This is a genomic window from Actinophytocola sp. (assembly GCF_035634895.1).
In the GTDB taxonomy this organism is placed as follows: domain Bacteria; phylum Actinomycetota; class Actinomycetes; order Mycobacteriales; family Pseudonocardiaceae; genus Actinophytocola.
Genome location: NZ_DASQCC010000224.1, coordinates 74861 through 100422, shown reverse-complemented (window position 1 = coordinate 100422; position 25562 = coordinate 74861). Strand labels below are relative to the sequence as shown.

Annotated in this window: 24 protein-coding genes and 1 pseudogene; 19 read left to right on the top strand and 6 right to left on the bottom strand. The window is 70.0% G+C overall.

Annotated features, from left to right (window positions below; genetic code table 11):
• Positions 1–189 precede the first annotated feature (189 nt).
• Entirely contained in the window at positions 190–1098 is a 909-nt protein-coding gene (locus tag VET29_RS34885; RefSeq protein WP_324928818.1) for a cation diffusion facilitator family transporter, read from the top strand.
• A gap of 1 nt (position 1099) precedes the next feature.
• Here the strand turns inward: VET29_RS34885 and VET29_RS34880 are convergent, their stop codons facing one another.
• From VET29_RS34880 to VET29_RS34870, 3 genes and pseudogenes are all read right to left on the bottom strand, one after another.
• Positions 1100–1735, bottom strand: a complete 636-nt coding sequence (locus VET29_RS34880; RefSeq protein ID WP_324928815.1) for a DUF305 domain-containing protein — start codon at positions 1733–1735, stop codon at positions 1100–1102.
• Positions 1736–1782: 47 nt separating this feature from the next.
• Positions 1783–2682, bottom strand: coding sequence for a DUF3105 domain-containing protein (locus tag VET29_RS34875; protein WP_324928813.1), 900 nt, complete (start codon positions 2680–2682; stop codon positions 1783–1785).
• A gap of 87 nt (positions 2683–2769) precedes the next feature.
• Positions 2770–3333: pseudogene (locus VET29_RS34870) on the bottom strand (DUF3105 domain-containing protein); the annotation flags it as partial.
• A gap of 215 nt (positions 3334–3548) precedes the next feature.
• Between VET29_RS34870 and argS the strand changes: the two are divergent.
• From argS to prmC, 9 genes are all read left to right on the top strand, one after another.
• Positions 3549–5219: an arginine--tRNA ligase gene (gene argS, locus VET29_RS34865; RefSeq protein ID WP_324928811.1), complete on the top strand. Its 1671-nt coding sequence runs from the start codon at positions 3549–3551 to the stop codon at positions 5217–5219.
• A 5-nt stretch (positions 5220–5224) separates the two neighbouring features.
• A complete protein-coding gene (gene lysA, locus VET29_RS34860) occupies positions 5225–6664 on the top strand; it encodes a diaminopimelate decarboxylase (RefSeq protein WP_324928809.1) in 1440 nt (479 codons plus the stop codon).
• Positions 6661–7959: a homoserine dehydrogenase gene (locus VET29_RS34855; protein WP_324928807.1), complete on the top strand. Its 1299-nt coding sequence runs from the start codon at positions 6661–6663 to the stop codon at positions 7957–7959. Before lysA ends, VET29_RS34855 begins: the two co-directional genes overlap by 4 nt.
• Before the next feature lie 93 nt (positions 7960–8052).
• A complete protein-coding gene (gene thrC, locus VET29_RS34850) occupies positions 8053–9156 on the top strand; it encodes a threonine synthase (protein ID WP_324928805.1) in 1104 nt (367 codons plus the stop codon).
• Entirely contained in the window at positions 9153–10037 is an 885-nt protein-coding gene (gene thrB / locus VET29_RS34845) for a homoserine kinase (RefSeq protein ID WP_324928803.1), read from the top strand. Before thrC ends, thrB begins: the two co-directional genes overlap by 4 nt.
• Before the next feature lie 343 nt (positions 10038–10380).
• A complete protein-coding gene (rho, locus tag VET29_RS34840) occupies positions 10381–12408 on the top strand; it encodes a transcription termination factor Rho (RefSeq protein WP_324928801.1) in 2028 nt (675 codons plus the stop codon).
• Between the two features lie 229 nt (positions 12409–12637).
• A complete protein-coding gene (rpmE, locus tag VET29_RS34835; protein WP_324928799.1) occupies positions 12638–12859 on the top strand; it encodes a 50S ribosomal protein L31 in 222 nt (73 codons plus the stop codon).
• A gap of 63 nt (positions 12860–12922) precedes the next feature.
• The gene (prfA, locus tag VET29_RS34830; RefSeq protein ID WP_324928796.1) at positions 12923–13999 is read left to right on the top strand and encodes a peptide chain release factor 1; all 1077 of its coding nucleotides are present in this window, start codon (positions 12923–12925) and stop codon (positions 13997–13999) included.
• Between the two features lie 183 nt (positions 14000–14182).
• Complete coding sequence (prmC, locus tag VET29_RS34825) at positions 14183–15028, top strand: peptide chain release factor N(5)-glutamine methyltransferase (RefSeq protein ID WP_324928848.1); 846 nt, start codon at positions 14183–14185, stop codon at positions 15026–15028.
• A 20-nt stretch (positions 15029–15048) separates the two neighbouring features.
• Here the strand turns inward: prmC and VET29_RS34820 are convergent, their stop codons facing one another.
• Both VET29_RS34820 and VET29_RS34815 read right to left on the bottom strand, forming a co-directional pair.
• A complete protein-coding gene (locus VET29_RS34820; protein ID WP_324928794.1) occupies positions 15049–15696 on the bottom strand; it encodes an L-threonylcarbamoyladenylate synthase in 648 nt (215 codons plus the stop codon).
• Positions 15697–15771: 75 nt separating this feature from the next.
• Positions 15772–16593 carry a hypothetical protein gene (locus VET29_RS34815; protein ID WP_324928792.1) on the bottom strand — a complete coding sequence of 274 codons (822 nt, stop codon included), beginning with the start codon at positions 16591–16593 and terminating at the stop codon, positions 15772–15774.
• Positions 16594–16659: 66 nt separating this feature from the next.
• Between VET29_RS34815 and VET29_RS34810 the strand changes: the two genes are divergently transcribed.
• Positions 16660–17277: a hypothetical protein gene (locus VET29_RS34810; RefSeq protein WP_324928790.1), complete on the top strand. Its 618-nt coding sequence runs from the start codon at positions 16660–16662 to the stop codon at positions 17275–17277.
• 7 nt (positions 17278–17284) lie between these two features.
• Here the strand turns inward: VET29_RS34810 and ppk2 are convergent, their stop codons facing one another.
• The gene (gene ppk2, locus VET29_RS34805) at positions 17285–18067 is read right to left on the bottom strand and encodes a polyphosphate kinase 2 (RefSeq protein WP_324928788.1); all 783 of its coding nucleotides are present in this window, start codon (positions 18065–18067) and stop codon (positions 17285–17287) included.
• Positions 18068–18171: 104 nt separating this feature from the next.
• On the opposite strand from ppk2, the gene glyA reads away from it, so the two are divergent.
• From glyA to atpA, 8 genes are all read left to right on the top strand, one after another.
• Entirely contained in the window at positions 18172–19431 is a 1260-nt protein-coding gene (gene glyA, locus VET29_RS34800; protein WP_324928786.1) for a serine hydroxymethyltransferase, read from the top strand.
• Positions 19432–19434: 3 nt separating this feature from the next.
• Positions 19435–20580, top strand: a complete 1146-nt coding sequence (locus tag VET29_RS34795; protein WP_324928784.1) for an MraY family glycosyltransferase — start codon at positions 19435–19437, stop codon at positions 20578–20580.
• Positions 20581–20682: 102 nt separating this feature from the next.
• Complete coding sequence (locus tag VET29_RS34790; RefSeq protein ID WP_324928782.1) at positions 20683–21090, top strand: hypothetical protein; 408 nt, start codon at positions 20683–20685, stop codon at positions 21088–21090.
• A gap of 208 nt (positions 21091–21298) precedes the next feature.
• On the top strand, positions 21299–22081 hold the full coding sequence (atpB, locus tag VET29_RS34785; protein WP_324928780.1) for a F0F1 ATP synthase subunit A: 783 nt from the start codon (positions 21299–21301) through the stop codon (positions 22079–22081).
• Between the two features lie 76 nt (positions 22082–22157).
• Entirely contained in the window at positions 22158–22403 is a 246-nt protein-coding gene (locus VET29_RS34780) for an ATP F0F1 synthase subunit C (protein WP_324928778.1), read from the top strand.
• 31 nt (positions 22404–22434) lie between these two features.
• Positions 22435–22980: a F0F1 ATP synthase subunit B gene (locus VET29_RS34775; RefSeq protein ID WP_324928776.1), complete on the top strand. Its 546-nt coding sequence runs from the start codon at positions 22435–22437 to the stop codon at positions 22978–22980.
• A gap of 28 nt (positions 22981–23008) precedes the next feature.
• Positions 23009–23866, top strand: a complete 858-nt coding sequence (locus VET29_RS34770; RefSeq protein ID WP_324928774.1) for a F0F1 ATP synthase subunit delta — start codon at positions 23009–23011, stop codon at positions 23864–23866.
• 51 nt (positions 23867–23917) lie between these two features.
• Positions 23918–25561 carry a F0F1 ATP synthase subunit alpha gene (gene atpA / locus VET29_RS34765; RefSeq protein WP_324928772.1) on the top strand — a complete coding sequence of 548 codons (1644 nt, stop codon included), beginning with the start codon at positions 23918–23920 and terminating at the stop codon, positions 25559–25561.
• Position 25562: the final 1 nt, after the last annotated feature.

Here is a 25562-nt window from a genome sequence, read left to right as displayed (position 1 = left end):
CGCCCAGGTACGACCCAGTACGAGGGCGAACCGGCGTCTTGCCAGCAGAAACCTGGATCCACCGACTTGATCACCGCATTTCCGGCGCGGGACACTAGCGCACGGTCGTGACATCCGTCGCGCATGAGCGCCGGTGGAGCCTTGCTCGTAGCTGTTGCACTCATGCGCATGTGACTATATGTTCGGGCCATGGGACACGGACACGGGCACGGCATTTCGCCCAGTGCCTCCGGGCGGCACGTCGGCCGCCTGGCCGCCGCCTTCGCCGTCACCGCGGTGTTCATGGTCGTGGAGATCGCCACGGGCCTGGCGACCCGCTCGCTGGCCCTGCTTTCCGACGGCGCCCACATGGTCACCGACGTCCTTGGCGTGGGCCTCGCGCTCGCCGCGATCCTCGCCGCCCGCCGGGCCCGGCGCCAGCCGGGGCGGACGTTCGGCCTCTACCGCGCCGAGGTCCTCGCGGCGCTGGCCAACGCGGTGCTGCTGTTCGGCGTGGCCGGCTATGTCCTGTACGAGGCGATCACCCGTTTCGCCGCGCCGCCGGACGTTCCCGGCCTGCCGGTCGTGGTCGTGTCGCTGCTCGGCCTCGGTGCGAACGTCGTCGCGTTCCTGCTGCTCCGGAGGGGCCAGTCCGAGAGCCTGAACCTGCGCGGCGCCTACCTGGAGGTCGTCGCCGACATGATCGGCTCGGTCGGCGTGCTGGTGTCCGGCCTGGTCACGCTGCTCTTCGGCTGGCGGTACGCGGACCCGGTCATCGGTGTCGCGATCGGGGTGTTCGTCCTGCCCAGGACGTGGACCCTGGCCAAACGCTCGCTGCGCATCCTGTTCCAGCACGCCCCGGAACGCGTCGACATCGCCGAGCTGACCGGTGCGCTGGGCAGGCTGCCGGGCGTCGGAGAGGTGCACGACGTGCACGTCTGGACCCTGACGTCGGGCATGGAGGTCGCGTCGGCCCATCTGACGGTCGGCCCGGACTGCGACCAGTCGGCCATCCTGGCCGCGGCCCAGCGGCTACTGGCGGCCGAGTACCAGCTGGATCACGCCACCCTGCAGGTCGAGTCCGGCAAGGCCGCCGCCTGCGAGGAGATGCACTGGTAGCTCAGGACGCGGGCAGGGGCTTCGCGCCGCGCTGGGCCAGGAGCGTCTTCATCTGGTTGCTCTCGTTCGTCTGGCTCGTGACGACCTTCTCCGCCAGGTTGCGGACGTAGCCCTTCCCAGCGTGCTCCGCCGCATACTCGGCCATCTCCTTGCCGCCCTCGTGGTGGCGCAGCATCAGCTGCAGGAAGTAGGTGTCCAGCTCGGCGCCGGACAGCTTCCGCAGCTTGTTCAGCTCGTCGGTCGACGCCATGCCGGGCATCCGCTGCACGGGCCCGGTCGTCCGGCCGCCCTCGCCGTTGCTGTGCGTGTGCGTCCCGCCCTCGCTCATCCACTTCATGTACCCGGCGCCTGCGGTGGGCAGGCTCGGCTGCTCCCAGACCGTCAGCCACCCGGACATCTCGCTGGCCTGTGACAGCTGAGTCGACTCGATGTCGAACGCGATGCCGCGCAGGGTCAGGTCCGACGTGCGGTCCCGCTCGATGCCGGCCATCGTCACGGCCTGCAGGTGGTGCACCCGCATGTCCTGCGCGAACCCGACGTCCACCGACTCCGCACTGGGCGCGTCGTCCGTCCCGGCGCCGGTGGCGGTGCTGATCAGCATCCCCACGGCCGCGCCGACCAGCAACATCGCCGCCATGGCGGCGAACATGACGGCCGTGCGGTTCGAGCGCCGGCTTGAGTCGGTCACTGGCTGGGCGGGGTGGACCCACCGGTGGCGGGCGGCGTGGAGGCACCGGTCGCCGGCGGGGTCTCCGTGCCGGTGGCCGGCGGGGTGGTGGTGCCCGACTGCATGCCGTTCTCGTCAGTGGCGGTCTTCGCGCCCTTGCCGTCCATCGTGACCGTGTTCGGGTCCTTCGGGTCCGGCTTGCCGCTCACGAACGGCGGCGGGTTGGTCACGTCGAACCCGGTTTCCTGGGAGTCGCAGCGGCCACCCGGCTCGGGGTTCTGGTACTGGTTCTCCCGCAGCGACTTGATGAACTCGTCGAGGCGCCCGTCGTCGGCGCTCGTGAGCTTCAGCTGGTGGCCCCAGGACTGCAGCGAGATCGGCTTGTCGAGCCCGGGGTAGGGCGACATCACCATGTACGGCTGGCCCTCGACCTTGGACTTCAGCGTGTTGAGCGCCTTGCCCTTGATCTTGTCGGGGTTGTACGCGATCCACACGGCGCCGTGCTCCAGCGTGTGCACCATGTTCTCGGTGCGCACGGCCTTCGGGTAGACCGTGCCGTTGCAGTCGGCCCAGGTCCCGTCGTGCGGGCCGCCGAAGGGCGGGCTCTGGTCGTAGGCCACGCGCTGGGTGGCCTCGACGTGCTGGGCGGACTCGTACTTCTTGTGGACGACGCCCTCGATGTTGTCCGACGGGTCCTGGTTGTCCGCGGAGACGACCCACTTCTCCTTGTCGTGAACGGTGACGAGCGCGTAGCCGATGACGCCGCCGGCGAGGGCGACGACCGCGACGACGGCCATGATCATGCCCCAGGGTTTAGGCTTGCGTGCGGTGCCTACTACCGAACGCCGGGCCTTGTTGACGCTGCCGCTCTTGCCCTTGGGGTTGCTCGGGCCCTTGCTCTTCGTTCCGCTGGCCATGCCGCTGCCGGTCCTCGTCTCACTACAGGGAGTCTCCGACCGCCCAGTGTAAGGACCCGATGTCAGATAGGCGTCAACGGATGCCGTTCACGGCCCGACGGGCGCCGCGTCGGGTCCGGGCGGCCCCGGTTCGAAGGGGGGCGGGTTGGTCGGGTCGAAGCCCGTGCCCTGGGAGTCGCAGCGGGCCCCGGGCTCCGGCGCGGTGTACTCGTTCTCCCGCAGGGCCTCGATGAACTGGTCGATCCGCCTGTCGTCCGGGTCGGTCAGCTTGAGCTGGTGGCCCCAGGACTGCAGCGAGACCGGCACGTCGAGGGCGGGGTAGGGCGACAGCATCATGTACGGGACGCCGTCGACCCGCTCGGCCAGCTTCGTGAGGTCGTCCACCTCGACCTTGTCGGGGTTGTACGCGATCCACACCGCGCCGTGCTCCAGCGCGTGCACCATGTGCTCGTTGCGGACCGGCATCGCGTAGACCACGCCGCCGCAGTCGGCCCAGACCGGGTCGTGCCGGCCACCGTCCGGTGGGGCCTTCGTGTACGCGACCCGCTGGCCGGGCAGGGCGTGGACCGCGCCGGTGTAGTCGGTGACGACGACGCCCTCGATGTCCTTCGACGGGTCCTCGTTGTCCTCGCCGGGGGCGAACTCCGCCGAGCCGCTGGTCGAGGTGGGCCGTGGCGTGCTGGACCCGCCATCGGCGTCCTGCCCGCGGGACACGGTGCAGCCCGCGAGCGCGGCCAGCAGGAGCAGGGAGGCGGCGAGCCGGCCAGCGTGGAATTCGATGGCGTCCTCCAGGTGGGGCAGGGACCCTCAGCAGTATGGCCGAGGCGACTCTATCGGGTGCACACCCGCTACCTAGACTTCCCGGGGTGACTCCCGCAGCACTTGCCGACCTGGTCCGCGCCGTCGCAGTCGACGTGCTGACCAGCCGAGACCTGGACACCTCCGCCCTGCCCCCGGCCGCGAGCATCGAGCGCCCGAGAAACCCCGAGCACGGCGACTACGCGACGAACCTCGCGCTGCAGGTCGCGAAGAAGGTCGGTGTGCCCCCGCGGGAGCTGGCCGGCTGGCTGGCGGAGGCACTGAGCACCCGGGACGGCATCGCGGCCGCGGAGATCGCCGGTCCCGGTTTCATCAACCTGCGGATCGCCGCGGACGCGCAGGGCGACATCGTCCGGCAGGTGCTCACCCAGGGTGAGTCCTACGGCCACGGCGACCTCATGGCCGGCCGCAAGATCAACCTGGAGTTCGTGTCCGCCAACCCGACCGGCCCGCTGCATCTGGGCGGCACCCGCTGGGCGGCGGTCGGCGACGCGTTGGGTCGCGTGCTGTCCGCGCAGGGCGGCGAGGTCACCCGGGAGTACTACTTCAACGACGCGGGCGCCCAGATCGACCGGTTCGTGCACTCGTTGATCGCCGCGGCGAAGGGGGAGCCGCCGCCCGAGGACGGCTACGCGGGCACCTACCTGTCGGACGTCGCCGCGGAGGTGCTGCGCCGGGAGCCGAGCGCGCTCTCGCTGCCGGACGACGAGCGCGCCGAGGTGTTCCGCAAGATCGGCGTCAACCTGATGTTCGACGAGATCAAGGCCGACCTGCACAACTTCCGCACCGACTTCGACGTGTACTTCCACGAGGACTCGCTGCACCGCTCGGGCGCGGTCGCGGAGCTGGTCGAGCAGCTCAAGGAGAAGGGCCACCTCTACTTCGCCGACCACGCGTGGTGGCTGCGCACCACCGAGTTCGGCGACGACAAGGACCGCGTGGTCATCAAGAGCGACGGCGCGCCCGCGTACGTCGCCGGTGACATCGCCTACTTCGCCGACAAGCGTGCCCGCGGCTTCGACCTGTGCATCTACATGCTCGGCGCGGACCACCACGGCTACATCGCCCGGCTCAAGGCAGCGGCCGCGGCGCTCGAGGACGACCCGGACACCGTCGAGGTCCTGATCGGGCAGATGGTCAACCTGGTACGGGACGGCAAGCCGCTCAGGATGAGCAAGCGCGCCGGCACGCTCGTGACGATGAACGACCTCGTCGACGCCGTGGGCGTGGACGCGGCCAGGTACGCGCTGTGCCGGTCCTCGGCGGACTCCACGATCGACATCGACCTCGATCTCTGGACCAGCCACACCAACGAGAACCCGGTGCACTACGTCCGGTACGCGCACGCCAGGGTGTCCTCGGTCGCGCGCAACGCCGTCGACCTGGGCCTGGCCATGCCGACCGGGGACAGCGAGGTCAACCTCGGCCTGCTGGTCCATCCGCGGGAGGGCGACCTCATCCGCACGATCGGCCAGTACCCGGAGGTCCTCACCAAGGCGGCCGAGCTGCGTGAGCCGCACCGGGTCGCGCGTTACCTGGAGGAGCTGGCCACCGCGTTCCACAAGTTCTACGACACCGACGAGTGCCGGGTGCTGCCGAAGGGCGACGAGGCGCCCACCGAGCTGACCACGGCCCGGCTCGCGCTGTGCGCGGCGACGCGCCGGCTGCTCGCCAACGGCCTCGCCATGCTCGCCGTCGACGCCCCGGAACGGATGTGAGCTGAGTGCGCGCGCATCCCGCCGGACCACGGCACGCGGAAGTCCTTCTACCGAACAACACCGCGGGCGCCCAACCGTCCACACCGGACGAGCTGGACCGGCTCGCGCCGGAGATCTGGCCCCGCAACGTCTCACGGGGAGAGGACGGCGTGGTCCGGCTCGCCGGCGTCGACGTCCGGGAGCTGGCCCGCGAGTTCGGCACGCCGCTGTTCGTGGTGGACGAGGACGACTTCCGGTCCCGCTGCCGCGACCACGCCCGCGCGTTCGGCGACCCGGCGCTCGTGCACTACGCGGCCAAGGCGTTCCTGTCCGTCCAGATCGCGAAGTGGGTGGCCGAGGAGGGCCTCTCGCTCGACGTGTGCAGTGGCGGCGAGCTGTCCATCGCGTTGCGTGCGGACTTTCCGCCGGAGCGGATCACGTTGCACGGCAACAACAAGTCCGTCGACGAGCTGACCGCGGCCGTCGAGGCCGGCGTCGGCGCGGTGGTGCTCGACTCGTTCTTCGAGATCAGCCGGCTCGACCGGATCGCCCGCGACCGCGGGGTCGTCCAGAACGTGCTGGTACGCGTGACGGTCGGCGTCGAGGCACACACGCACGAGTACATCGCGACCGCGCACGAGGACCAGAAGTTCGGCTTCTCACTGGCCGGCGGCGCCGCGGCCGAGGCGGTGCGCCGGGTGCTGCGCCTGCCGGGCCTGCGGCTGGTCGGCCTGCACAGCCACATCGGCTCGCAGATCTTCGACGCCAACGCGTTCGAGCTGTCCGCGCACCGGGTCATCGGGCTGCTCGCCGAGCTGCACAAGGAACACGGCGACGACGCCATGGCCACGGTGTCCACCGTGGACCTCGGTGGCGGCCTCGGCATCGCGTACACGGCCGACGACGACCCGCCGCCGCCCGCCTGGCTGGCCGAGCAGCTGCGGACCATCGTGGCCAAGGAGACCGAGCACGAGGGCCTGGCCATGCCGAAGATCGCGGTCGAGCCGGGCCGCGCGATCGTCGGTCCCGGCACGGTGACGCTGTACGAGGTGGGCACGACCAAGGACGTCGAGCTCGGCCACGGGCACTCGCGGCGGTACGTGAGCGTGGACGGCGGCATGAGCGACAACATCCGCACCGCGCTGTACGACGCGCTGTACGACTGCCGGCTCGTGTCGCGAGGCAGCGGCGAGGGGGAGCGGGGCACGGCGGCCACCCTGTCCAGGGTGGTCGGCAAGCACTGCGAGTCCGGCGACGTGGTCGTGCGGGACTGCTGGCTGCCGGAGAACCTGGGGCCGGGCGACCTCATCGCGGTCGCTGCCACGGGCGCCTACTGCTACGCGATGGCCAGCTCCTACAACAGGTTGGCGCGTCCGGCCGTCGTCGCGGTCCGCGACGGCGAGGCGCGGCTGTTGCTGCGCAGGGAGACCCTGGACGACCTGCTGCGGCTGGAGGTCTCATCGTGACCGGCGCGCCGGAGGGGCGAAAGCCTGTCCGGGTGGCCATGCTGGGCTGTGGAACCGTTGGCGCGCAAGTACTCCGGATCCTCGACGAGCAGGGCGGCGACCTGGCCGCACGCATCGGCGCGCCGATCGAGCTGGCCGGGGTCGCGGTCCGCCGGCCCCACCGCCACCCGGACGTCCCGCAGCACCTGCTGACCACCGACGCCGAGGCACTCGTGCGGTCCGACGTGGACATCGTGGTCGAGGTCGTCGGCGGCATCGAGCCCGTCCGGGGACTGCTGCTCACCGCGCTGCGCAACGGGAAGTCGGTCGTCTCGGCCAACAAGGCACTGCTCGCCGAGCACGCGGCCGACCTGTTCGCCGCCGCCGACTCCGCCGGTGCCGACCTCTACTTCGAGGCCGCCGTCGCCGGCGCCATCCCGCTGGTGCGCCCACTGCGGGAGTCGCTCGCCGGCGACCGCATCAACCGCGTGATGGGCATCGTCAACGGCACCACCAACTTCATCCTCTCCGCCATGGACTCGACCGGCGCGAGCTACGCGGAGACCCTCGACGAGGCGTCCCGGCTCGGCTACGCGGAGGCCGACCCGACGGCCGACGTGGACGGTTACGACGCCGCGTCCAAGGCCGCCATCCTCGCCTCGATCGCCTTCCACACCAGGGTCACCGCCGCCGACGTGTACCGCGAGGGCATCGCCGCGGTCACCCCCGCCGACGTCGCCGCCGCGAAAACCCTTGGCAGGACGATAAAGCTCCTCGCCATCTGCGAGCGCATCGACGGCAGCGTCGCGGTCCGCGTGCACCCGGCCATGATCCCGCGCGGCCACCCGCTGGCGAGTGTCGGCGGCGCGTACAACGCGGTGTTCGTCGAGGCCGACGCGGCCGGCTCGCTCATGTTCTACGGCCAGGGCGCCGGCGGCGCGCCGACCGCGAGCGCCGTACTCGGCGACCTCGTCGCCGTGGCACGCAACAAGCTCAGCGGCGGCCGCGGGCCGGGGGAGTCCTCCTACGCCGCGTTGCCCGTCGTGCCGATCGCGCAGGTGAACACCCGCTACCACGTCAGCCTCGACGTGGCCGACCGCGCGGGCGTCCTCTCGGCCGTCGCGGCGGTGTTCGCCGAGCACGACGTGAGCATCGCCGCCGTCCGCCAGTCCGGGCGCGGCACCGACGCGAGCCTGGTCATCGTCACGCACTACGCGCCGGACGAGGCGCTGAGGTCCACAGTGGAGAAGGTGGCCGGCCTACCGTCGGTCCGGGAGGTGGCCAGTGTGATGCGTGTCGAAGGAGAAGAGTCATGAGCTTGCCCGAGCCACGCGGTTCTCGACCGCACCCGGGGGAGCGGGACGCGACCCAGCCACCGGCGGACGCCGAACTGGAGGTGTTGACCCACCGTGACCACAAGGGTTGATTTAGGGGAGGCGGAGCCGTCGTCCCAGGCCCGGCCCGGCTGGCCCGGCGTCATCGCGGCCTACGCGGACCGGATCGAGCTGCCGCCCGGCGCGTCCCCGGTGACGCTGCACGAGGGCGGCACGCCGCTGGTCGAGGCGCCGCACCTGTCGGAGCTGTCGGGATGCCGCGTGTACCTCAAGGTCGAGGGCGCGAACCCGACCGGCTCGTTCAAGGACCGCGGCATGACCGTGGCCATGACCTACGCGCTCGCTTCCGGTGTCGCCGGGGTGATCTGCGCCTCCACCGGCAACACCTCCGCGTCGGCCGCCGCCTATGCCGCGCGGGCCGGCCTGAACTGCGCGGTGCTCATCCCGCGCGGCAAGATCGCCAAGGGCAAGCTGGCGCAGGCCGTCGTGTACGGCGCCAGGATCCTGCAGCTCGACGGCAACTTCGACGACTGCCTCGAGCTCGCCCGCAAGACCGCGGCGGAGTACCCCATCGAGCTGGTCAACTCGGTCAACCCGGTGCGTCTCGTCGGTCAGCAGAGCGCCGCGTGGGAGGTCTGCGACGTGCTCGGGCGCACGCCGGACATCCACTGCCTGCCGGTCGGCAACGCCGGCAACATCACCGCGTACTGGAGCGGCTACCGGGCGTACGCGCGGGACGGTGTCGTCGAGACGCTCCCCAGGATGTTCGGCTTCCAGGCCGCCGGCGCCGCGCCGCTCGTGCACGGCCGGCCGGTCAGCGAGCCGGACACGATCGCGACCGCCATCCGCATCGGCAACCCCGCGTCCTGGACCGGGGCGATCGCCGCCCGCGACGAGTCCGACGGTCTCATCGACGCGGTCACCGACGAGAAGATCCTGGCCGCCTACCACCTACTCGCCCGTAGGGAAGGCGTTTTCGTCGAGCCGGCGTCCGCGACGAGCGTCGCCGGTCTGCTCGCGACCGCCGCCGACGGCCGACTTCCGGCCGGCTCGCTCGTCGTGTGCACGGTCACCGGCCACGGCCTGAAGGACCCGGACACCGTGCTGGCCGAAATGCCCGAGGTCCAGGCCATCCCGGTCGAGCCGCACGCGGTCGCGGCCGCACTCGAACTGGCATGAGCCTGCTGGTACGGGTACCGGCGTCCACCGCCAACCTCGGGCCCGGCTTCGACGCGCTGGGCATGGCGCTGGGCCTGTACGACACCGTCGAGGTGGCCGTGACCGGCGGCGCGACGAAGGTGGAGGTCACCGGCGAGGGCGCGGACGCGGTGCCCACCGACGAGTCACACCTGGTGGTTCGCGCGTTGCGGACCGCGGCGGACGCCCTGGGACTCGAGCTGCCCGGTGTGGCGCTGAGCTGCCACAACGAGATCCCGCACGCCCGAGGGCTCGGCTCATCGGCCGCGGCGGTCGTCGCGGGCGTCGCCGCCGCCTACGGGCTCGCGGGCAAGGCACTCGACGACGACGCGTTGCAGCTCGCGGCCGAGTTCGAGGGCCACGCCGACAACGCGGCCGCCTCGCTGTACGGCGGCCTGGTCCTGGCCTGGTCGGAGGGACCTCGGTACCGCGCGGTACGCCTCGAACCGCACCCGGCCGTCACCCCTGTCGTGCTCGTGCCCGACGTCCGTTCGGCGACGTCGGTCACGCGTGGATTGCTTCCCGACAACATTCCGCACAAGGACGCCGCATTCGTCGCCGGTCGATGCGCGCTCGCGGTACACGCGCTCACCACCCGACCCGATCTGCTGCTGCCCGCGACCGAGGACCGGCTGCACCAGGACTACCGCGAGCGCGCCTGGCCGGACACCATGCGAATGGTGCGTGAACTTCGCGCGAACGGCGTCCCCGCAACGGTTTCCGGCGCCGGACCAACGGTTCTCACGCTCCCGCCGGACGGCGCTCTGCCGGCCGGGGTCGACACGGCCGGCTTCACCGTGCGGGTACTGCCGGTCGCCAGGACCGGCGTGATCATCGAGGCGAACGGAACAAACAGCAGGTAGTGAACGTTCTCGCGATTAGCCACGCCGACACCCCGGTTGTTGCACCCGGACAGGTGTGCGTCTACCCTCAGGGGCGTTCAGTCACCGCGCGTACGGGCGCCCGGTGTCGTTCCCGAGGTCTCTTGCCTCGGGTCGCATCTTCCGTTCAGTCGGCGGCTCGTCCTTTCCGAAGGTCGGAGTCGACGTTGTCGGATACCGAAAGCCGTCCGAACCCTGCGGGGAAAGAGAACTACTCCGCGTTGGCGAGGCCGCGGAGTACGCCGTCCCGGTAAGTCGACGAACGGCGGTCCGCTGGTTCACGGGTCCACCTCAGGAGGCGGGGACCTGGTCAGGAAGGACATGAGTGAGCAACACTGATCTGCTGGGCAGTGAAACTGCCAACGGCACGGTCGCCAACGCCAATGCGGCCGAAAGCACAGCGCGCGGGAGCGCGAACGGGGGAACCAAGCGACGCGCCGGTCTTACCGGCATGGTGTTGGCGGAGCTGCGGGAGCTCGCCGGCCAGCTCGGCATCACCGGCACGGCCGGGATGCGCAAGGGCGATCTCATCGCCGCTATCAAGGAGCGGCAGTCCGGAGGATCGGCCAAGTCCGCGAACACGGCCTCCGACACCCTGCCTCTCGGCATCGACGACGCGCCGGTGAAGAAGAAGGCCGGCTCGAGGGCTTCTTCGGACGCGGCCGCCACACCGGTCGCCGAGCCCAAGGCCGAACAGCCGGAGCAGTCCGACTCGTCGGACGAGGGCGGTCGCCGGGACAACAACCGTCGCCGCCGCAGTGCGAGCCGTGCGGCCGGGGCGCCGGAGCAGGAGGCCAAGCGCCCTGAGGAGCGTCCGGCCGCCGCTGCCGTCGAGGACAAGCCGCAGGCCGAGAAGCGCGAGGAGCGCACCGGTCGTGGCGGCAACGACCGCGCGAACGACCGAGCCAACGATCGGGGCGACCGGAGCGATCGCGGTGACCGCAACGACCGTGGTGACCGTGGCAACGACCGCGGCGACCGTGGCGACCGTGGCAACGACCGCCGCAACAGCCGTAACTCCGACCGCAACCAGGACAGCCGGGGCGACCGCAACACGGGTCGCGACAACATCGCCGCGTCGGACGATGACGACGACGAGGACGGCGGTCGCCGTCGCGGTCGCCGGTTCCGTGACCGTCGTCGCCGCACCGGCACCGGTGGCGGCGGTGGCGGCGGCCGTGGGGACAACCCGGACACCGAGGTGCGTGACGACGACGTCCTGCTGCCGGTCGCCGGCGTGCTGGACGTGCTGGAGAACTACGCGTTCGTGCGTACCTCCGGCTACCTCGCCGGCCCGAACGACGTGTACGTGTCGCTGTCGCTGGTCCGCAAGTACAACCTGCGGCGCGGTGACGCGATCACCGGCATGGTGCGCCAGCCACGCGAGGGCGAGCAGCAGCGGCAGAAGTTCAACCCGCTGGTGCGTGTCGAGACGATCAACGGGCTGGACCCGGACCAGGCCAAGAACCGGTCCGAGTTCACGAAGCTGACGCCGCTGTACCCGAACGAGCGGCTGCGCCTCGAGACCGAGTCGCACATCCTCACGACCCGCGTCATCGACCTGGTGATGCCGGTCGGCAAGGGTCAGCGTGCGCTGATCGTGTCGCCGCCGAAGGCTGGTAAGACGTCGGTCCTGCAGGCCATCGCGAACGCGATCACGACGAACAACCCCGAGTGCTACCTGATGGTCGTGCTCGTGGACGAGCGTCCGGAAGAGGTCACCGACATGCAGCGGTCGGTGAAGGGAGAGGTCATCGCCTCGACCTTCGACCGCCCGCCGGGCGACCACACCACGGTCGCCGAGCTGTCGATCGAGCGGGCCAAGCGCCTGGTCGAGATGGGCCACGACGTGGTCGTGCTGCTCGACTCGATCACCCGCCTCGGCCGCGCCTACAACCTGGCGGCCCCGGCGTCCGGCCGGATCCTGTCCGGTGGTGTCGACTCGACGGCCCTGTACCCGCCGAAGCGCTTCCTCGGCGCCGCGCGCAACATCGAGGACGGCGGCTCACTGACCATCTTCGCCACCGCGCTCGTCGAGACCGGTTCCGCGGGTGACACGGTGATCTTCGAGGAGTTCAAGGGCACGGGTAACGCCGAGCTCGTCCTCGACCGCAAGATCGCCGACAAGCGCACCTTCCCGGCGGTCAACGTGGACGCGTCCAGCACTCGTAAGGAAGAGCTGCTGCTCTCGCCGGACGAGCTGGCGGTCACGGTCAAGCTGCGCCGCGTGCTGCACGCGCTTGACAACCAGCAGGCCATCGACCTGCTGCTGACCCAGCTGCGCAAGACTCGGACGAACATCGAGTTCCTGATGCAGGTGGCGAAGAACACACCGTCGGTCAACGACGACTGAGATAGCTCGGCTGTTCCTGCCGGCACGGGCCACCGATGGTGACCGGTGCCGGCAGGCCACCCGGGAAGCGGTCGAGGCCCCGGTCCGGAGCCGGACGAGTCCGGAATACTCGCTGGCCGGGGCATGTTGAAGTGGCTGTCAGGCCATCTGGCAAACTGTTAGGTCGAGTCCGGCTCCGGTTCACCTCGTTCGCCGAGGACCCGGCGGCCAACGAGAAAGGGCAAGATCTGTGAAGACCGGTATCCACCCCGAGTACGTCACCACCGAGGTCCACTGCGGCTGCGGCAACACGTTCACCACGCGCAGCACCAAGAAGTCGGGCAGCATTCACGTTGAGGTCTGCTCGAACTGCCACCCGTTCTACACGGGCAAGCAGAAGATCCTCGACACCGGCGGCCGGGTCGCGCGCTTCGAGGCCCGCTACGGCAAGCGGGAGAAGAAGGCCAAGTAGCTTCGTTCACGGCGTCCATCCTCGTGGGTGGGCGCCGTTTTCATGTCTTCTGGAAGGACCACCTTGGACGCGTCATCGCTCGGCGAGCTGCTCGGTGAGTACGACGAGCTGGAGTCCTCGCTCGCCGACCCCGCCGTGCACGGTGACCAGGCCCGTGCGCGCAAGTTGGGCAGGCGCTACGCCGAGCTGACCCCGATCGTCCGCACGTTCCGTGAGCTGGAGAGCGCCCGCGAGGACCTCGCGGCCGCCCGTGAGCTGTCCGAGGACGCGTCCTTCGCCGAGGAGGCCGCGGCGCTGGAGGAGCGCATCCCGGCGATCGAGACCAAGCTGACCGAGCTGCTGCTGCCCCGCGACCCGCACGACGGCGACGACCTCATCATGGAGATCAAGTCCGGCGAGGGCGGCGACGAGTCGGCCCTGTTCGCCGGCGACCTGCTGACCATGTACCTGCGTTACGCGGAGAAGCACGGCTGGCAGGCGGAGGTCCTCGATGGCACGAAGACCGAGCTGGGTGGCTACAAGGACGCGACGGTCACGATCCGCTCGAAGACGCCGACGGCCGACGGCGTGTGGTCCCGACTGAAGTTCGAGGGCGGCGTGCACCGGGTGCAGCGGGTGCCGGCCACGGAGTCCCAGGGCCGCATCCACACGTCGGCGGCAGGCGTGCTGGTGTACCCGGACGTGCACGATTTGGTCGAGGACGTGGAGATCCCGGAGAAGGACCTGCGAATCGACGTGTTCCGGTCCTCGGGCAAGGGCGGGCAGAGCGTCAACACGACGGACTCGGCCGTGCGGATCACCCACCTGCCGACGGGCATCGTGGTGTCCTGCCAGAACGAGCGCAGCCAGTTGCAGAACAAGACCCGCGCGATGCAGGTGCTTCGCGCCCGCCTGGCGGCGCTGGCCGAGGAGGAGGCCGCGAAGCAGGCCGCGGACGCCCGCCGCAGCCAGGTGCGGACGGTGGACCGCTCGGAGCGGATCCGGACGTACAACTTCCCCGAGAACCGCATCTCCGACCACCGGGTGAACTACAAGTCGTACAACCTGGACCAGGTCCTGAACGGCGACCTGGACGGCGTCCTGGACGCCCTGGCCACCGCCGACCGGGACGAACGACTCGCCGCCCACCAGTCGGCGTGACAGGCTCCCTCGGGTGAGCAGAGCGAACGCCGTCGAGATCCCAGTCGCACGAATGGGACTTTCGTGCAGGGCGCGGGAGCAAGATGAGCGGTTCGCTCGTTGCCATGAAATGAGCGTCGGGCAGGGCGGGGACACAGGGCGGAACTCCTGCTCGCGGAACTCGTGCTCGTGGAAGACGCCCTGATGCTGCGCCAACCGCTCCGCCTGGCCATCACGGAGGCGACCCGCATCCTTGGCGAGGCCGGCGTGCCGTCCCCGCACGTCGACGCCGAGCTGATCGCCGCACACGTGCTGGACGTGCCGCGCGGGAAGCTGGTGCTGACGCCGCTGGTGGACCGCCAGGTGGTGGAGGCCATCGCACGGCTGGTGCGGGAACGGGCGAAGCGGGTGCCGCTGCAGCATCTCGTCGGCTGGGCGGCGCTGGGTCCGGTGACGGTGTCGGTCGGCCCGGGGGTGTTCGTGCCGCGGCCGGAGACGGAACTGCTGCTGGAATGGGGGCTGTCGGTCCTGGCCGATCGCGCCGCCCCGGTGGTGGTCGACCTGTGCACGGGGTCGGGGGCGCTGGCGCTGGCGGTGTCCGTGGCCCACCCGGACGCGGTGGTGCACGCGGTCGAGATGGACTCGACGGCGCTGGCGTGGGCGCGCAAGAACCTGGGCGACTCGGGCGTCCACCTGCACGCTGGGGACGTGACGGGCTCGTCGCTGCTCGCCGACCTGGACGGTCAGGCGGATCTGGTGCTGTGCAACCCGCCGTACGTGCCCGTGGGGACCGAGGTGCCGCCGGAGGTGAGCGAACACGACCCCGCCGAGGCGGTCTTCGCCGGTCCCGACGGCCTGGCGGTGATCCGGCACGTCGTCACCCTGGCGGCCCGCCTGCTCCGTCCGGGCGGCGCGGTGGGCATCGAACACGACGACACCCAGGGCGAGGCGGTTCCCGCGCTGCTGGCGGCCCGCACGGTGCTCACGAGGGTCGCGGACCACGACGACCTCGCCGGCCGGCCACGCTTCGCCACCGCGTACCGCACCTGAGCGCGGTTCGGCTCGGCGTCTCAGCTGCTGCGGACCTCTTCGCCAAGGGCCTCGGAGATCGCGGCCGTGGGGACCGCGCCTTCGCGGAGCACCACCGGCTCGTCGCCGGACAGGTCGACGATCGTCGAGGGGACCGGGTCGCCGGAGGGGCCGCCGTCCAGGTAGATCGAGACGGACTCGCCCAGCTGGTCTCGGGCGGCCTCGGCGGTGGACGCCGGCGGCTGGCCGGACACGTTGGCCGACGACACCGCCATCGGGCCCACCTCGCGGAGCAGCTCGATCGCGACCGGGTGCAGGGGCATGCGGAGCATGACCGTGCCGCTGGTGTTGCCGAGGTCCCAGGCCAGCGACGGCGCGTGCGGCAGGACGATCGACACGTCGCCCGGCCAGAAGGCCTCGATGAGCAGCCGAGCGGGCCGGGGCACGGACAGGACCAGGCCGTCGATCGTCGACCACGAGCCGACCAGGACGCCCACCGGCATGTCCGGGCCGCGGTTCTTCGCCGCCAGCAGGGCGCGTATCGCCGAGGACGAGAACGCGTCGGCGCCGATGCCGTAGACCGTGTCGGTCGGGAGCACCACCAGCCGCCCGGCTCGGACCGCACTCGCCGCGGCGGCGAGGCCGTCCTCACGGTCCTGGGGGCGTCCGCAGTCGTAGACCACACTCACGGGGCCGAACTCTAGCCAGTGGCGTGACCGGCCATGTTCACCGGCTTGCCCGTGCGGCCAGCCACGCGAAAGAAACTAGACACCCTGCTTGACGATGTGCGGGGCCATCTCCGTCGCTCTCCGGTACCAGGTCTGGCGGCGGAAGCGGTGGACGATGCCGTACAGCAGCGCCGCGCCGGCCGTCACGCCGATGAACACCAGGACGATGTTGTCCAGCAGGCCGCCCGCCACCACGGTGATCATGCCCAGCGCCACCGTCAGCACGGCGAGGCTCACGGCGATGCCCTCCGGTGACCAGGTCCAGCGGCGGCCGGCGTCCACCTCCGCCAGCAGCTGGGTCGCACCGCGATGGAGCTCTTCATCGCCGGTCTTCAGTGCCAGGATGCGGGTCGCCGCGTCGGCGCAGATCCGTAGCTGCGCCTCGCTGGTGATCACCAGCACGTCGTCGGCCGTGCGGGACCGGCACTGCTCGGCCGCCGAGAACCAGGCGCTCGCCAGGTAGTAGCGCAGGGTCTGGTCTTCGGGACGGTCCGCCACCAGCAGCTCCAGGTCGGCCACCGCGCCGGCCGCGTTGCCCTTGCCGATCTGGACCAGTGCCAGGCCGACCTGGGCCAGCAGTGCTCCCACTCCGCCACCGAGCAGTGCCACACGGTAGTTCTCCTCGGCCATGCGCCAGGCCCCGCGGGCGAGGAACACGTCACCCACCCCCACCCGGTTGAGGGGATCGGGGCGCATACTGGCGGCTGCCTCGAACTCGGCCAGGGCCTCGTCGAGCCGGCCGTCGACCAGGGCTGACCGGCCGCGATTCGTGTGCTGCAGGGCGTCTCGCGGGTCGATGGTCAGGTCGTCCGGCAGGAGTCGCCACTTGACGATCACGTCCTGCCACGTCCGAAGCATTGGATCACCTCGGCGGGCACGTTACTCTCAGTAGGCCCGTGTCGGGGGGTTACAGAGGTGAAACTGGTGGTGAGCATCCGGTCGCTCAGCTCACGCTGGGTCGCGTGGGCGTTCGCTGCTGCCTATCTGGCGGTGAGCGCCGTCGTCGGCACGGTGCTGCTCACGATGCCGAAAACGGACGTCACGGACGCGGGCCGCCAGACCTACCTCTCCGAGGACCAGCCGGAGATCCTGAACAGCCCCGCTCCCACCGGCTTCCAGTGGGTCCGCGGCCCCGCGGGGATGGAGACGGTCATCCCGTACGGGTGGCAGTCCGTGGCCGCCGGGCAGCCGGGCGCGATACGGGCCGTCGACCCGTCCGACCCCGGCCGGATCGTGGGCTTCGGCGGCGCCAGGGCGCTGTCGGACGACATCGTCGAGACCCACATCGCCTACGAGGAGAGCTTCGCCGGCCGCACCAGGGCCTACCACCGGGTCGACCTGAACAGCGCCACGTACGGCGGCCACGAGGCCGTCGAGTGGCAGTTCACGCACCAGGACGGGGGAGGGCTGCAGCGGGTGCGGGCCCTGTACTGGCTCGTCGACGGGGTCGAGTACTTCGTGTTCGTCTCGGGTCCCGACCAGCAGTGGTCCGCCCGGATGAAGCCCGTCTACGACGCCATGGTGGCCAACTCCAGGCCGTAGGGCGCGCTCAGAACCGGTCGGGGACGTAGCGCATCGAGTCCTTGGGCGGGCGCTGGTAGTCCGGGTCCGCCGGGTCGCGGGGTGGCAGCTTCAGCTGCGGTGGATCCACGTCCTCGTAAGGAATCCGCGACAGCAGGTGGGAGATGCAGTTCAGCCGCGCGCTCTTCTTCGAGTCCGCCTCCACCACCCACCACGGCGAGTCCTCGACGTCCGTGTGCGCGAACATCACGTCCTTGGCCTTGGAGTAGTCGAACCAGCGCTTGCGGGCCTCCACGTCCATCGGGGAGATCTTCCAGCGCTTCGTGCGGTCCTTCATGCGTTCCTGGAAGCGTTTCTCCTGCTCCTCGTCGGACACCGAGAACCAGTACTTCACCAGGACCAGCCCCGACCGGATCAGCATCCGCTCGAACTCCGGCGCCGAGCGCAGGAAGTCGTGGTACTCGAGGTCCGTGCAGAAGCCCATCACGTGCTCGACGCCGGCACGGTTGTACCAGGAGCGGTCGAACAGGACGATCTCCCCGGCGGCCGGCAGGTGCGCGACGTAACGCTGGAAGTACCACTGGGACTTCTCCCGCTCGGTCGGCGTGCCCAGCGCGGCGACCTTGCACACGCGGGGGTTGAGCGGTTCCGTGATCCGCTTGATCGCCCCGCCCTTGCCCGCCGCGTCGCGGCCCTCGAACAGCACGGCCACCCGCAGCCCTTTGGCCTTGACCCAGTCCTGCAGCTTCACCAGTTCGAGGTGCAGCTTGGCCAGCGCCGTCTCGTAGTCCGCCTTGTTCAGCTTGGTCACCACGGAACCGTAACGCCGGTCGCGGTAGCCTGGCGCGGCGTAGTTGTGGCAGTACCGACAAGCGAACACTACGAGGGATCCGCACAAAGAGGGATGCAGCAGGGGTGAACACGCCGTTCTGGGGCCCGGACTTCGATTCGCTGGCCAGCACGGATCCCGAGATCGCCGACGTGGTGCTCGGTGAGCTGGACCGCCTGCGCGGCGGTATCCAGCTGATCGCCAGCGAGAACCTCGCCAGCCCCGCGGTCCTGGCCGCGCTCGGCTCCACACTGTCCAACAAGTACGCCGAGGGCTATCCGGGCAGGCGCTACTACGGCGGCTGCGAGCAGGTCGACGTCGCCGAGGAGATCGCGATCGCGCGGGCGAAGGAGCTGTTCGGCGCCGAGCACGCCAACGTGCAGCCGCACTCCGGCGCGTCCGCCAACCTCGCCGCCTACGCGGCGTTCTGCGCGCCCGGCGACGTCGTCCTGGCGATGGACCTCAAACAGGGTGGCCACCTCACGCACGGTTCGCGCGTGAACTTCTCCGGCCGCTGGTTCTCCCCGGTCGGGTACGGCGTGCGGCAGGACACCGAGCTGATCGACTACGACCGGGTCCGCGACCTGGCGCTGGAGCACCGGCCCCGCATGATCATCGCCGGCGCGACGGCCTACCCGAGGCTGATCGACTTCGCCGCGTTCCGCGCCATCGCCGACGAGGTCGGCGCGATCCTGATGGTCGACGCCGCCCACTTCATCGGCCTGGTCGCGGGCAGGGTCATCCCGTCGCCGGTGCCGTTCGCCGACATCGTCACGTTCACCACGCACAAGGTCCTGCGCGGCCCGCGCGGCGGCATGATCGTGTGCCGCGCCGAGCACGCGAAGGCCGTCGACAAGGCCGTGTTCCCGTTCAGCCAGGGCGGCCCGCTCATGCACTCGGTCGCGGCGAAGGCCGTCGCGCTGAAGGAGGCCGCGACGCCGGAGTACCGCGACTACGCCGCCCAGGTCGTCGCCAACGCCGCCGCGCTCGCCATGGGCCTGGCGGCCGAGGGCATGCGGGTGGTCTCCGGCGGCACCGACACCCACCTCGCGCTGCTCGACGTCCGGCCGCTGAACGTCACCGGCGCCGAGGCCGAGGGCCGCTGCGACGCCGTGACCATCACGCTCAACAAGAACGCGATCCCGTTCGACCCGGCCCCGCCGGCCGTCGCGTCCGGGATCCGCATCGGCACACCGAGCGTGACGACGCAGGGCATGGCCGAGGCGGAGATGGCCGAGGTCGCCAGGTTGATCGGCCGCGCGGTCCGCGAACCGGACGACGCGGGCGAGATCACCGCGTCCGTGCGCCGGCTCACCGCCGCGAACCCCGCCTACGGCAGGGACTGACCCGTGGACCTGGCACAGAACTTCCAGCCCGCAGGCCTCCCGATCCGGGAGTACCTGCTGGTCGGGCTGACCACGGCGGTGCTGACGTTCCTGGCCACCGGCCTCGTGCGGCGGCTCGCGATCCGCTGGGGCGCGGTCGCCAACCCACGCGCACGCGACGTGCACACCGTGCCCATCCCGCGGATGGGCGGCATGGCGATGTACATCGGCGTGTGCGGCGGCATGCTGCTCGCCCACCAGCTGCCGGTCTTGCGCCGCGCGTTCGAGTACTCGCTGGACCCGGTCGCGATCCTGCTCGGCGGCGGTCTGATCATGGTCATCGGCATGCTCGACGACCGGTACGAGCTGGACTCGCTCACCAAGTTCGCGGGCCAGACCACGTGCGCCGGCATCCTGGTGCTGCTCGGTCTGCAGTGGATCATCGTGTGGGTGCCGTGGGGCGGCGACGGTTCCGGCGGGTCGTTCCTGATCCTCGACCAGAACCAGGGCGCGATCCTCACCGTGCTGCTCGTGGTCACGATGGTCAACGCGATGAACTTCGTCGACGGGCTCGACGGGCTCGCGTCCGGTGTCGGGTTCATCTCCGCAGTCGCGACCTGCGCGTTCTCGCTCCACCTGCTCGACCAGTCCGGTGGCGACGTCACCTTCTACCCGCCGGCGCTGATCGCCGCGACGCTCGCCGGCGCCTGTCTTGGCTTCCTGCCGCACAACTTCCAGCCGGCCAAGATCTTCATGGGCGACTCGGGCTCGATGCTGATCGGCCTGATGATGGCGGGCGCGAGCACCTCGGCGTCCGGCAAGGTGCAGAGCCCGAACGGTGCGGAGACCATCGCGTTGCTCTCGCCGCTGCTGGTGGTCGCCGCTGTGCTGTTCCTGCCGGTCCTCGACCTGCTGATGGCCGTGATCCGGCGCACCCGCAAGGGCCTCTCGCCGTTCCACGCGGACAAGATGCACCTGCACCACCGGCTGCTGGAGATCGGCCACTCCCAACGCAGGGCCGTGCTGCTGATCTACCTGTGGGCCGCGGTGCTGGCGTTCGGCACGGTCGCGTTGAGCCTGTTCGACGCGTTCGCGGTGGTGTGGGGGATCGGGATCGGCCTCCTGATCGCACTGGTTATCTCGGTCGTACCTAGACTGAGGGCACGATGACTTCTGAGCGCGGCGTGCGGAGCGATCATTTCTGAGAAGGCGGAGCCGACGGCAGCGGACCTCGGCATAAGGACGGATGCGCCGCGGACCCACGGCGAGGCCGTGACGCGGCTGGCGGACTCGATGCTCCGCCACGCGCTGTGGCCGGCGGTGGCCACGGCGGTGGCCGGGATCGTGCTCGCCAGTGTGCTGTTCGGGGTCCGGGGTGGCGTGTCCGCCCTGGTCGGCGCCGCCGTGGCGTTCGCGTCGTCGCTGGCCACGTGGTGGCTGATGCGCAGGACGGCCGCGCTGAACCCGGTGATGGTGATGGCGGGCGCGCTCGGCGGGTTCGTCGGCAAGATGATCCTGCTGCTGCTGGTGCTCATGGTCCTGCGCGAGATCTCGTGGTTCCACATCCGGTCGCTGGCCTACACCATGCTGGCGGTGGTGATCGTCTGGGCGGTCATGGACACCGTCGCGTTCCGTCGCACAAAGCTGCCGACCTTGATCATCAACACCGATGACCAGTAGATCTGTTCGCTAAGTAGTACGCGCGTCCTTCTTGCCCGAGAGCGGCTGATATGGTGCGCGCAGAGTACTTCAGGACTCTGGGGCACCCCTTCGGGAGCAAGGGGTGCCGATGCCAGGTGCCCAGGGTTGCTGATGTACGTTAAGTCCTGATCGTGACGATTCCCCCGGCGGTGCGTCTGCCGGACCGGGAGAACCGGAAGGAGCCCAGTTGCGGGCGCTGTGGCTAGCCGAAGGTGGCGAGTTCGTTCCGCCGACCGCGCGTGACTTCGACCTCGGACCCCTTTTCCTGGGCATCACCAAGCCGATGCTGCTGGTGGTGCTCTCTGTCGTCATCATCGCCGGGTTCTTCCTGATGGCGTCGCGGCGACTCTCGATAGTCCCGAGCAAGTTCACGTTCGTCGCCGAGTCGGTCTACGACTTCGGCCGGAACAACATCGCGCGTGAACTGATCGGTTCCAAGGAGTTCACGCCTTTCGTGCCGTTGATTGTCTCTCTGTTCACCTTCGTGCTGGTGAACAACATCTTCGGTCTCATTCCGCTCATCCAGTTCCCGACGATGGCCCACATCGGGTTCCCGTTGGCACTGTCCGTCCTCATCGTCTATCCCTTGTGGCACTACATCGGGATCCGCAAGTTCGGGTTCGCCGGGCACATCAAGCACCAGCTCGTGCCGCCGGGCGTGCCGAAGCCCGTGCTCGTGCTGCTCGTGCCGGTAGAGGCGTTCGTGAAGTTCTTCATGAACCCGATCACGCACGCGATCCGGGTCTTCGCCGCGATGTTCGCCGGGCACCTGATCCTGATCGTGTTCACCCTCGCCGGTGAATACCTGTTGCTCGAGGCGGGCGGGCTGCTGAAGCCGGTCTCGGTCGTCTCATGGCTCTTCGCCATCGCGATGACGTTCGTCGAGGCGTTGATCCAGGTTCTTCAGGCATACATCTTCGCGCTGCTCGCGGCGAACTACATCGCGGCCGCGATCAACGACGAACACTGAGTTTCAGATAACCGACAAGGCATGCACCCGATCCGCGAGAACCTTCGCGGACCGAGTTGGAAGGAAACGGAAGCAAGTGAGCGCTATTCAAATTGCCCAGGACGCCGTCAACCTGAACAAGGGCCTTTCGCTCATCGGTTACGGTCTTGGCGCGATCGGCCCGGGCGTCGGCGTGGGCCTGATCTTCGCGGCCGTCATCAACGGCACCGCCCGTCAGCCGGAGGCCCAGAGCAAGCTGATGGCCATCGCATGGCAGACCTTCGTGCTGGTCGAGGTGCTCGCCTTGATCGGCCTGGTGCTCTTCTTCATCGCCTCCGCCTGAGCAGGCCACACCCGTAGCTCCGGGAGACATCATGATGAACACCGCGATCGTGCTGGCGGCAGAAGACGCGCCGAACCCGATCATTCCGCACCCGTCGGAGATCATCCTCGGGCTCATCGCGTTCCTCCTGCTGCTGTGGGTACTGCAGAAGTACGCGTTCCCCCGGTTCGAGGCGCTCTACAAGGAGCGCAGCGAGAAGATCGAGGGCGGCATCCAGAAGGCCGAGGAGGCACAGGCCAAGGCCCAGGAGGCGCTGGAGACCTACCAGGCGCAGCTGGCCGAGGCCCGTGCCGAGTCCGCGCGCATCCGCGACGACGCCCGGCTGGAGGCGGAGCGGATCAAGGCGGAGCTGCGCACCCAGGCCCAGGAGGAAGCCGCACGTATCGTGGCTCAGGGGCGCGCGCAGCTGGAGGCCCAGCGTGCCCAGATCGTCGCGGAGCTGCGGGCCGACCTCGGTCGCACCGCGGTCGAGCTGGCGAGCCGGGTCGTCGGCGAGTCCCTCGAGGACGAGGCGCGTCGCCGGGGCACCGTGGACCGGTTCCTCGACGACCTCGACTCCGTCTCGGCGCGGAACTAAGGCCCCCTGCGAACAGAGGACCCAGTAGATGACGCAATTCCACGCCGCCAGCCGTGACGCGCTCGCCGCGTCCGAGCAGAAGCTGCTCGACGTGGTCGGCGGTGCCGCCAAGCCGGCCGTCCGGGGCAAGGCCGCCGCCGGCCCCTCGGCGCGCGAGCTCGGCGCGGAGCTGTTCTCCGTGGTGCGGCTGCTCGACCAGGAGCCCGGCCTGCGGCGCACCCTCGGCGACTCGTCGGCGGAGCCCTCGCGCCGGGCGGACCTGCTCACCCGGCTGCTTTCCGGCAAGGTCTCCGACCAGGCGCTCCAGGTGCTGGTCGCGGCCGTCGGCGACCGGTGGTCGACGCCACGTGAGCTGGTCGACGGGCTCGACGAGCTCGGCCGCACCGCGCTGCTCGTGCACGCGGAGCGGGAGAACCGGCTGGACGCGGTGGAGGACGAGCTGTTCCGGTTCGGCCGGATCGTCGCCGCCGACAGCGAGCTGGAGCGGGCGCTGACCGACCGGACCGCGCCCGCCGACGCCAAGCGCTCGCTGCTCCAGACCCTGCTCGGGGACAAAGTCGACGCCGTGACCGTTGAACTGGTCGAACAGCTGGTGACCACGCCACGCGGCCGGTCGGTCATCAGCGGGCTCGACGAGCTGGCCGCGGCGGCGGCCCAGCGGCGTGAGCGGTCGGTGGCCTACGTGGTCGCCCCGGTGCCGCTGACCGACCAGCAGGAGGAGCGGCTGGCGGACACGCTGACGCGCATCTACTCGCGGCCCATCGCGCTGCACGTCGAGGTTGACCCCGACGTGCAGGGCGGCCTGGTGATCAAGGTGGGCGACGAGGTCATCGACGGCAGCGTCACCGGCCGGCTCGACGAGCTGCGCCGACGCCTCGCGGGCTGACCCCGCGGAACTTCGAGAAGACTTATCAAGACGGTAGGAGCGGGAAACGACATGGCGGAGCTGACGATCTCGTCGGACGAGATTCGCAGTGCGATCGACAACTACGTGTCCAGTTACTCGCCTGACGTCAACCGGGAGGAGGTCGGCCTCGTCGTCGACACCGGTGACGGCGTGGCGCATGTCGAGGGCCTGCCCTCGACCATGGCCAACGAGCTGCTGGAGTTCCCTGGCGGGATCCTCGGGGTCGCGCAGAACCTGGAGCCGCGCCAGATCGGTGTGGTCATCCTGGGCAACTACGAGCAGATCGAGGAGGGCCAGGAGGTCAAGCGGACCGGCCGCATCCTCTCGGTCCCGGTCGGCGACGCGTTCCTCGGCCGCGTCATCGACCCGCTCGGCAAGCCGCTCGACGGCCTCGGCGACATCGACGCCGACCAGACCCGCGCCCTGGAGCTGCAGGCCGCGTCCGTGGTGCAGCGCCAGCCGGTCAAGGAGCCCCTCCAGACCGGCATCACCGCCATCGACGCGATGACCCCGATCGGCCGCGGCCAGCGCCAGCTGATCATCGGCGACCGCAAGACCGGCAAGACCGCGGTCATCGTGGACACGATCCTCAACCAGCGTGCGAACTGGGAGTCCGGCGACCCGGCGAAGCAGGTCCGCTGCATCTACGTCGCGGTCGGCCAGAAGGGCTCCACGATCGCCGCGGTGCGCCAGGCGCTGGAGGAGCGCGGCGCGCTGGAGTACACCACGATCGTCGCCGCCCCGGCCTCCGACTCCGCCGGCTTCAAGTGGCTGGCCCCCTACACCGGCTCGGCACTCGGCCAGCACTGGATGTACCAGGGCAAGCACGTCCTGATCGCGTTCGACGACCTGACCAAGCAGGCCGAGGCCTACCGCGCGATCTCCCTGCTGCTGCGCCGCCCGCCGGGCCGCGAGGCCTTCCCCGGCGACGTCTTCTACCTGCACTCCCGCCTGCTGGAGCGCTGCGCGAAGCTGAACGACGAGCTGGGCGCCGGCTCGCTGACCGGTCTGCCGGTCATCGAGACCAAGGCCAACGACATCTCGGCGTACATCCCGACGAACGTCATCTCGATCACCGACGGGCAGTGCTTCTTCCAGTCCGACCTGTTCAACTCGGGCCAGCGCCCGGCGGTCGACGTGACCACCTCGGTGTCCCGGGTCGGCGGTGACGCGCAGATCAAGGCGATGAAGACGGTCTCCGGCTCGCTGCGCATCGACCTGTCGCAGTACGAGGAGCTCAAGTCGTTCGCGGCGTTCGCGTCCGACCTCGACGCGACCTCCCGAGCCCAGCTGGACCGCGGCGCCCGCCTGTACGAGCTGCTCAAGCAGCCGCAGTACTCGCCGGTGCCGGTCGAGCAGCAGGTCGTCACCGTCTACCTCGGCACCAACGGCGCCTACGACGAGGTGCCGGTCGAGGACGTGGGCCGGTTCAACAAGGAGTTCCAGGAGAACCTGCGCCACAAGCACGAGGGCATCCTCGCCGAGATCCGGGACAGCGGTAAGTGGTCCGACGATCTCGCCGAGCGCGTCGTCAACGCGGTGAACGAGTTCAAGAAGGGCTTCACGACCTCCGAGGGCAAGCCGCTCAACGAGGCCGAGGCAGAGGCCATGAACGAGGACGAGGTCGGGCAGGAGACCGTGAAGGTCAACCGGCCCGCCCCCTCGACGAGCTGAC

What these genes read in the sequence shown, in the direction of transcription:
- VET29_RS34885 (WP_324928818.1), top strand. Translation starts at nt 190, where the DNA reads ATGGGACACGGACACGGGCACGGCATTTCGCCCAGTGCCTCCGGGCGG.
- VET29_RS34880 (WP_324928815.1), bottom strand. Translation starts at nt 1,735, where the DNA reads ATGGCGGCGATGTTGCTGGTCGGCGCGGCCGTGGGGATGCTGATCAGC.
- VET29_RS34875 (WP_324928813.1), bottom strand. Translation starts at nt 2,682, where the DNA reads ATGGCCAGCGGAACGAAGAGCAAGGGCCCGAGCAACCCCAAGGGCAAG.
- thrB (WP_324928803.1), top strand. Translation starts at nt 9,153, where the DNA reads ATGAGCCTGCTGGTACGGGTACCGGCGTCCACCGCCAACCTCGGGCCC.
- prmC (WP_324928848.1), top strand. Translation starts at nt 14,183, where the DNA reads ATGCTGCGCCAACCGCTCCGCCTGGCCATCACGGAGGCGACCCGCATC.
- VET29_RS34815 (WP_324928792.1), bottom strand. Translation starts at nt 16,593, where the DNA reads ATGCTTCGGACGTGGCAGGACGTGATCGTCAAGTGGCGACTCCTGCCG.
- VET29_RS34775 (WP_324928776.1), top strand. Translation starts at nt 22,435, where the DNA reads ATGATGAACACCGCGATCGTGCTGGCGGCAGAAGACGCGCCGAACCCG.
- VET29_RS34770 (WP_324928774.1), top strand. Translation starts at nt 23,009, where the DNA reads ATGACGCAATTCCACGCCGCCAGCCGTGACGCGCTCGCCGCGTCCGAG.
- atpA (WP_324928772.1), top strand. Translation starts at nt 23,918, where the DNA reads ATGGCGGAGCTGACGATCTCGTCGGACGAGATTCGCAGTGCGATCGAC.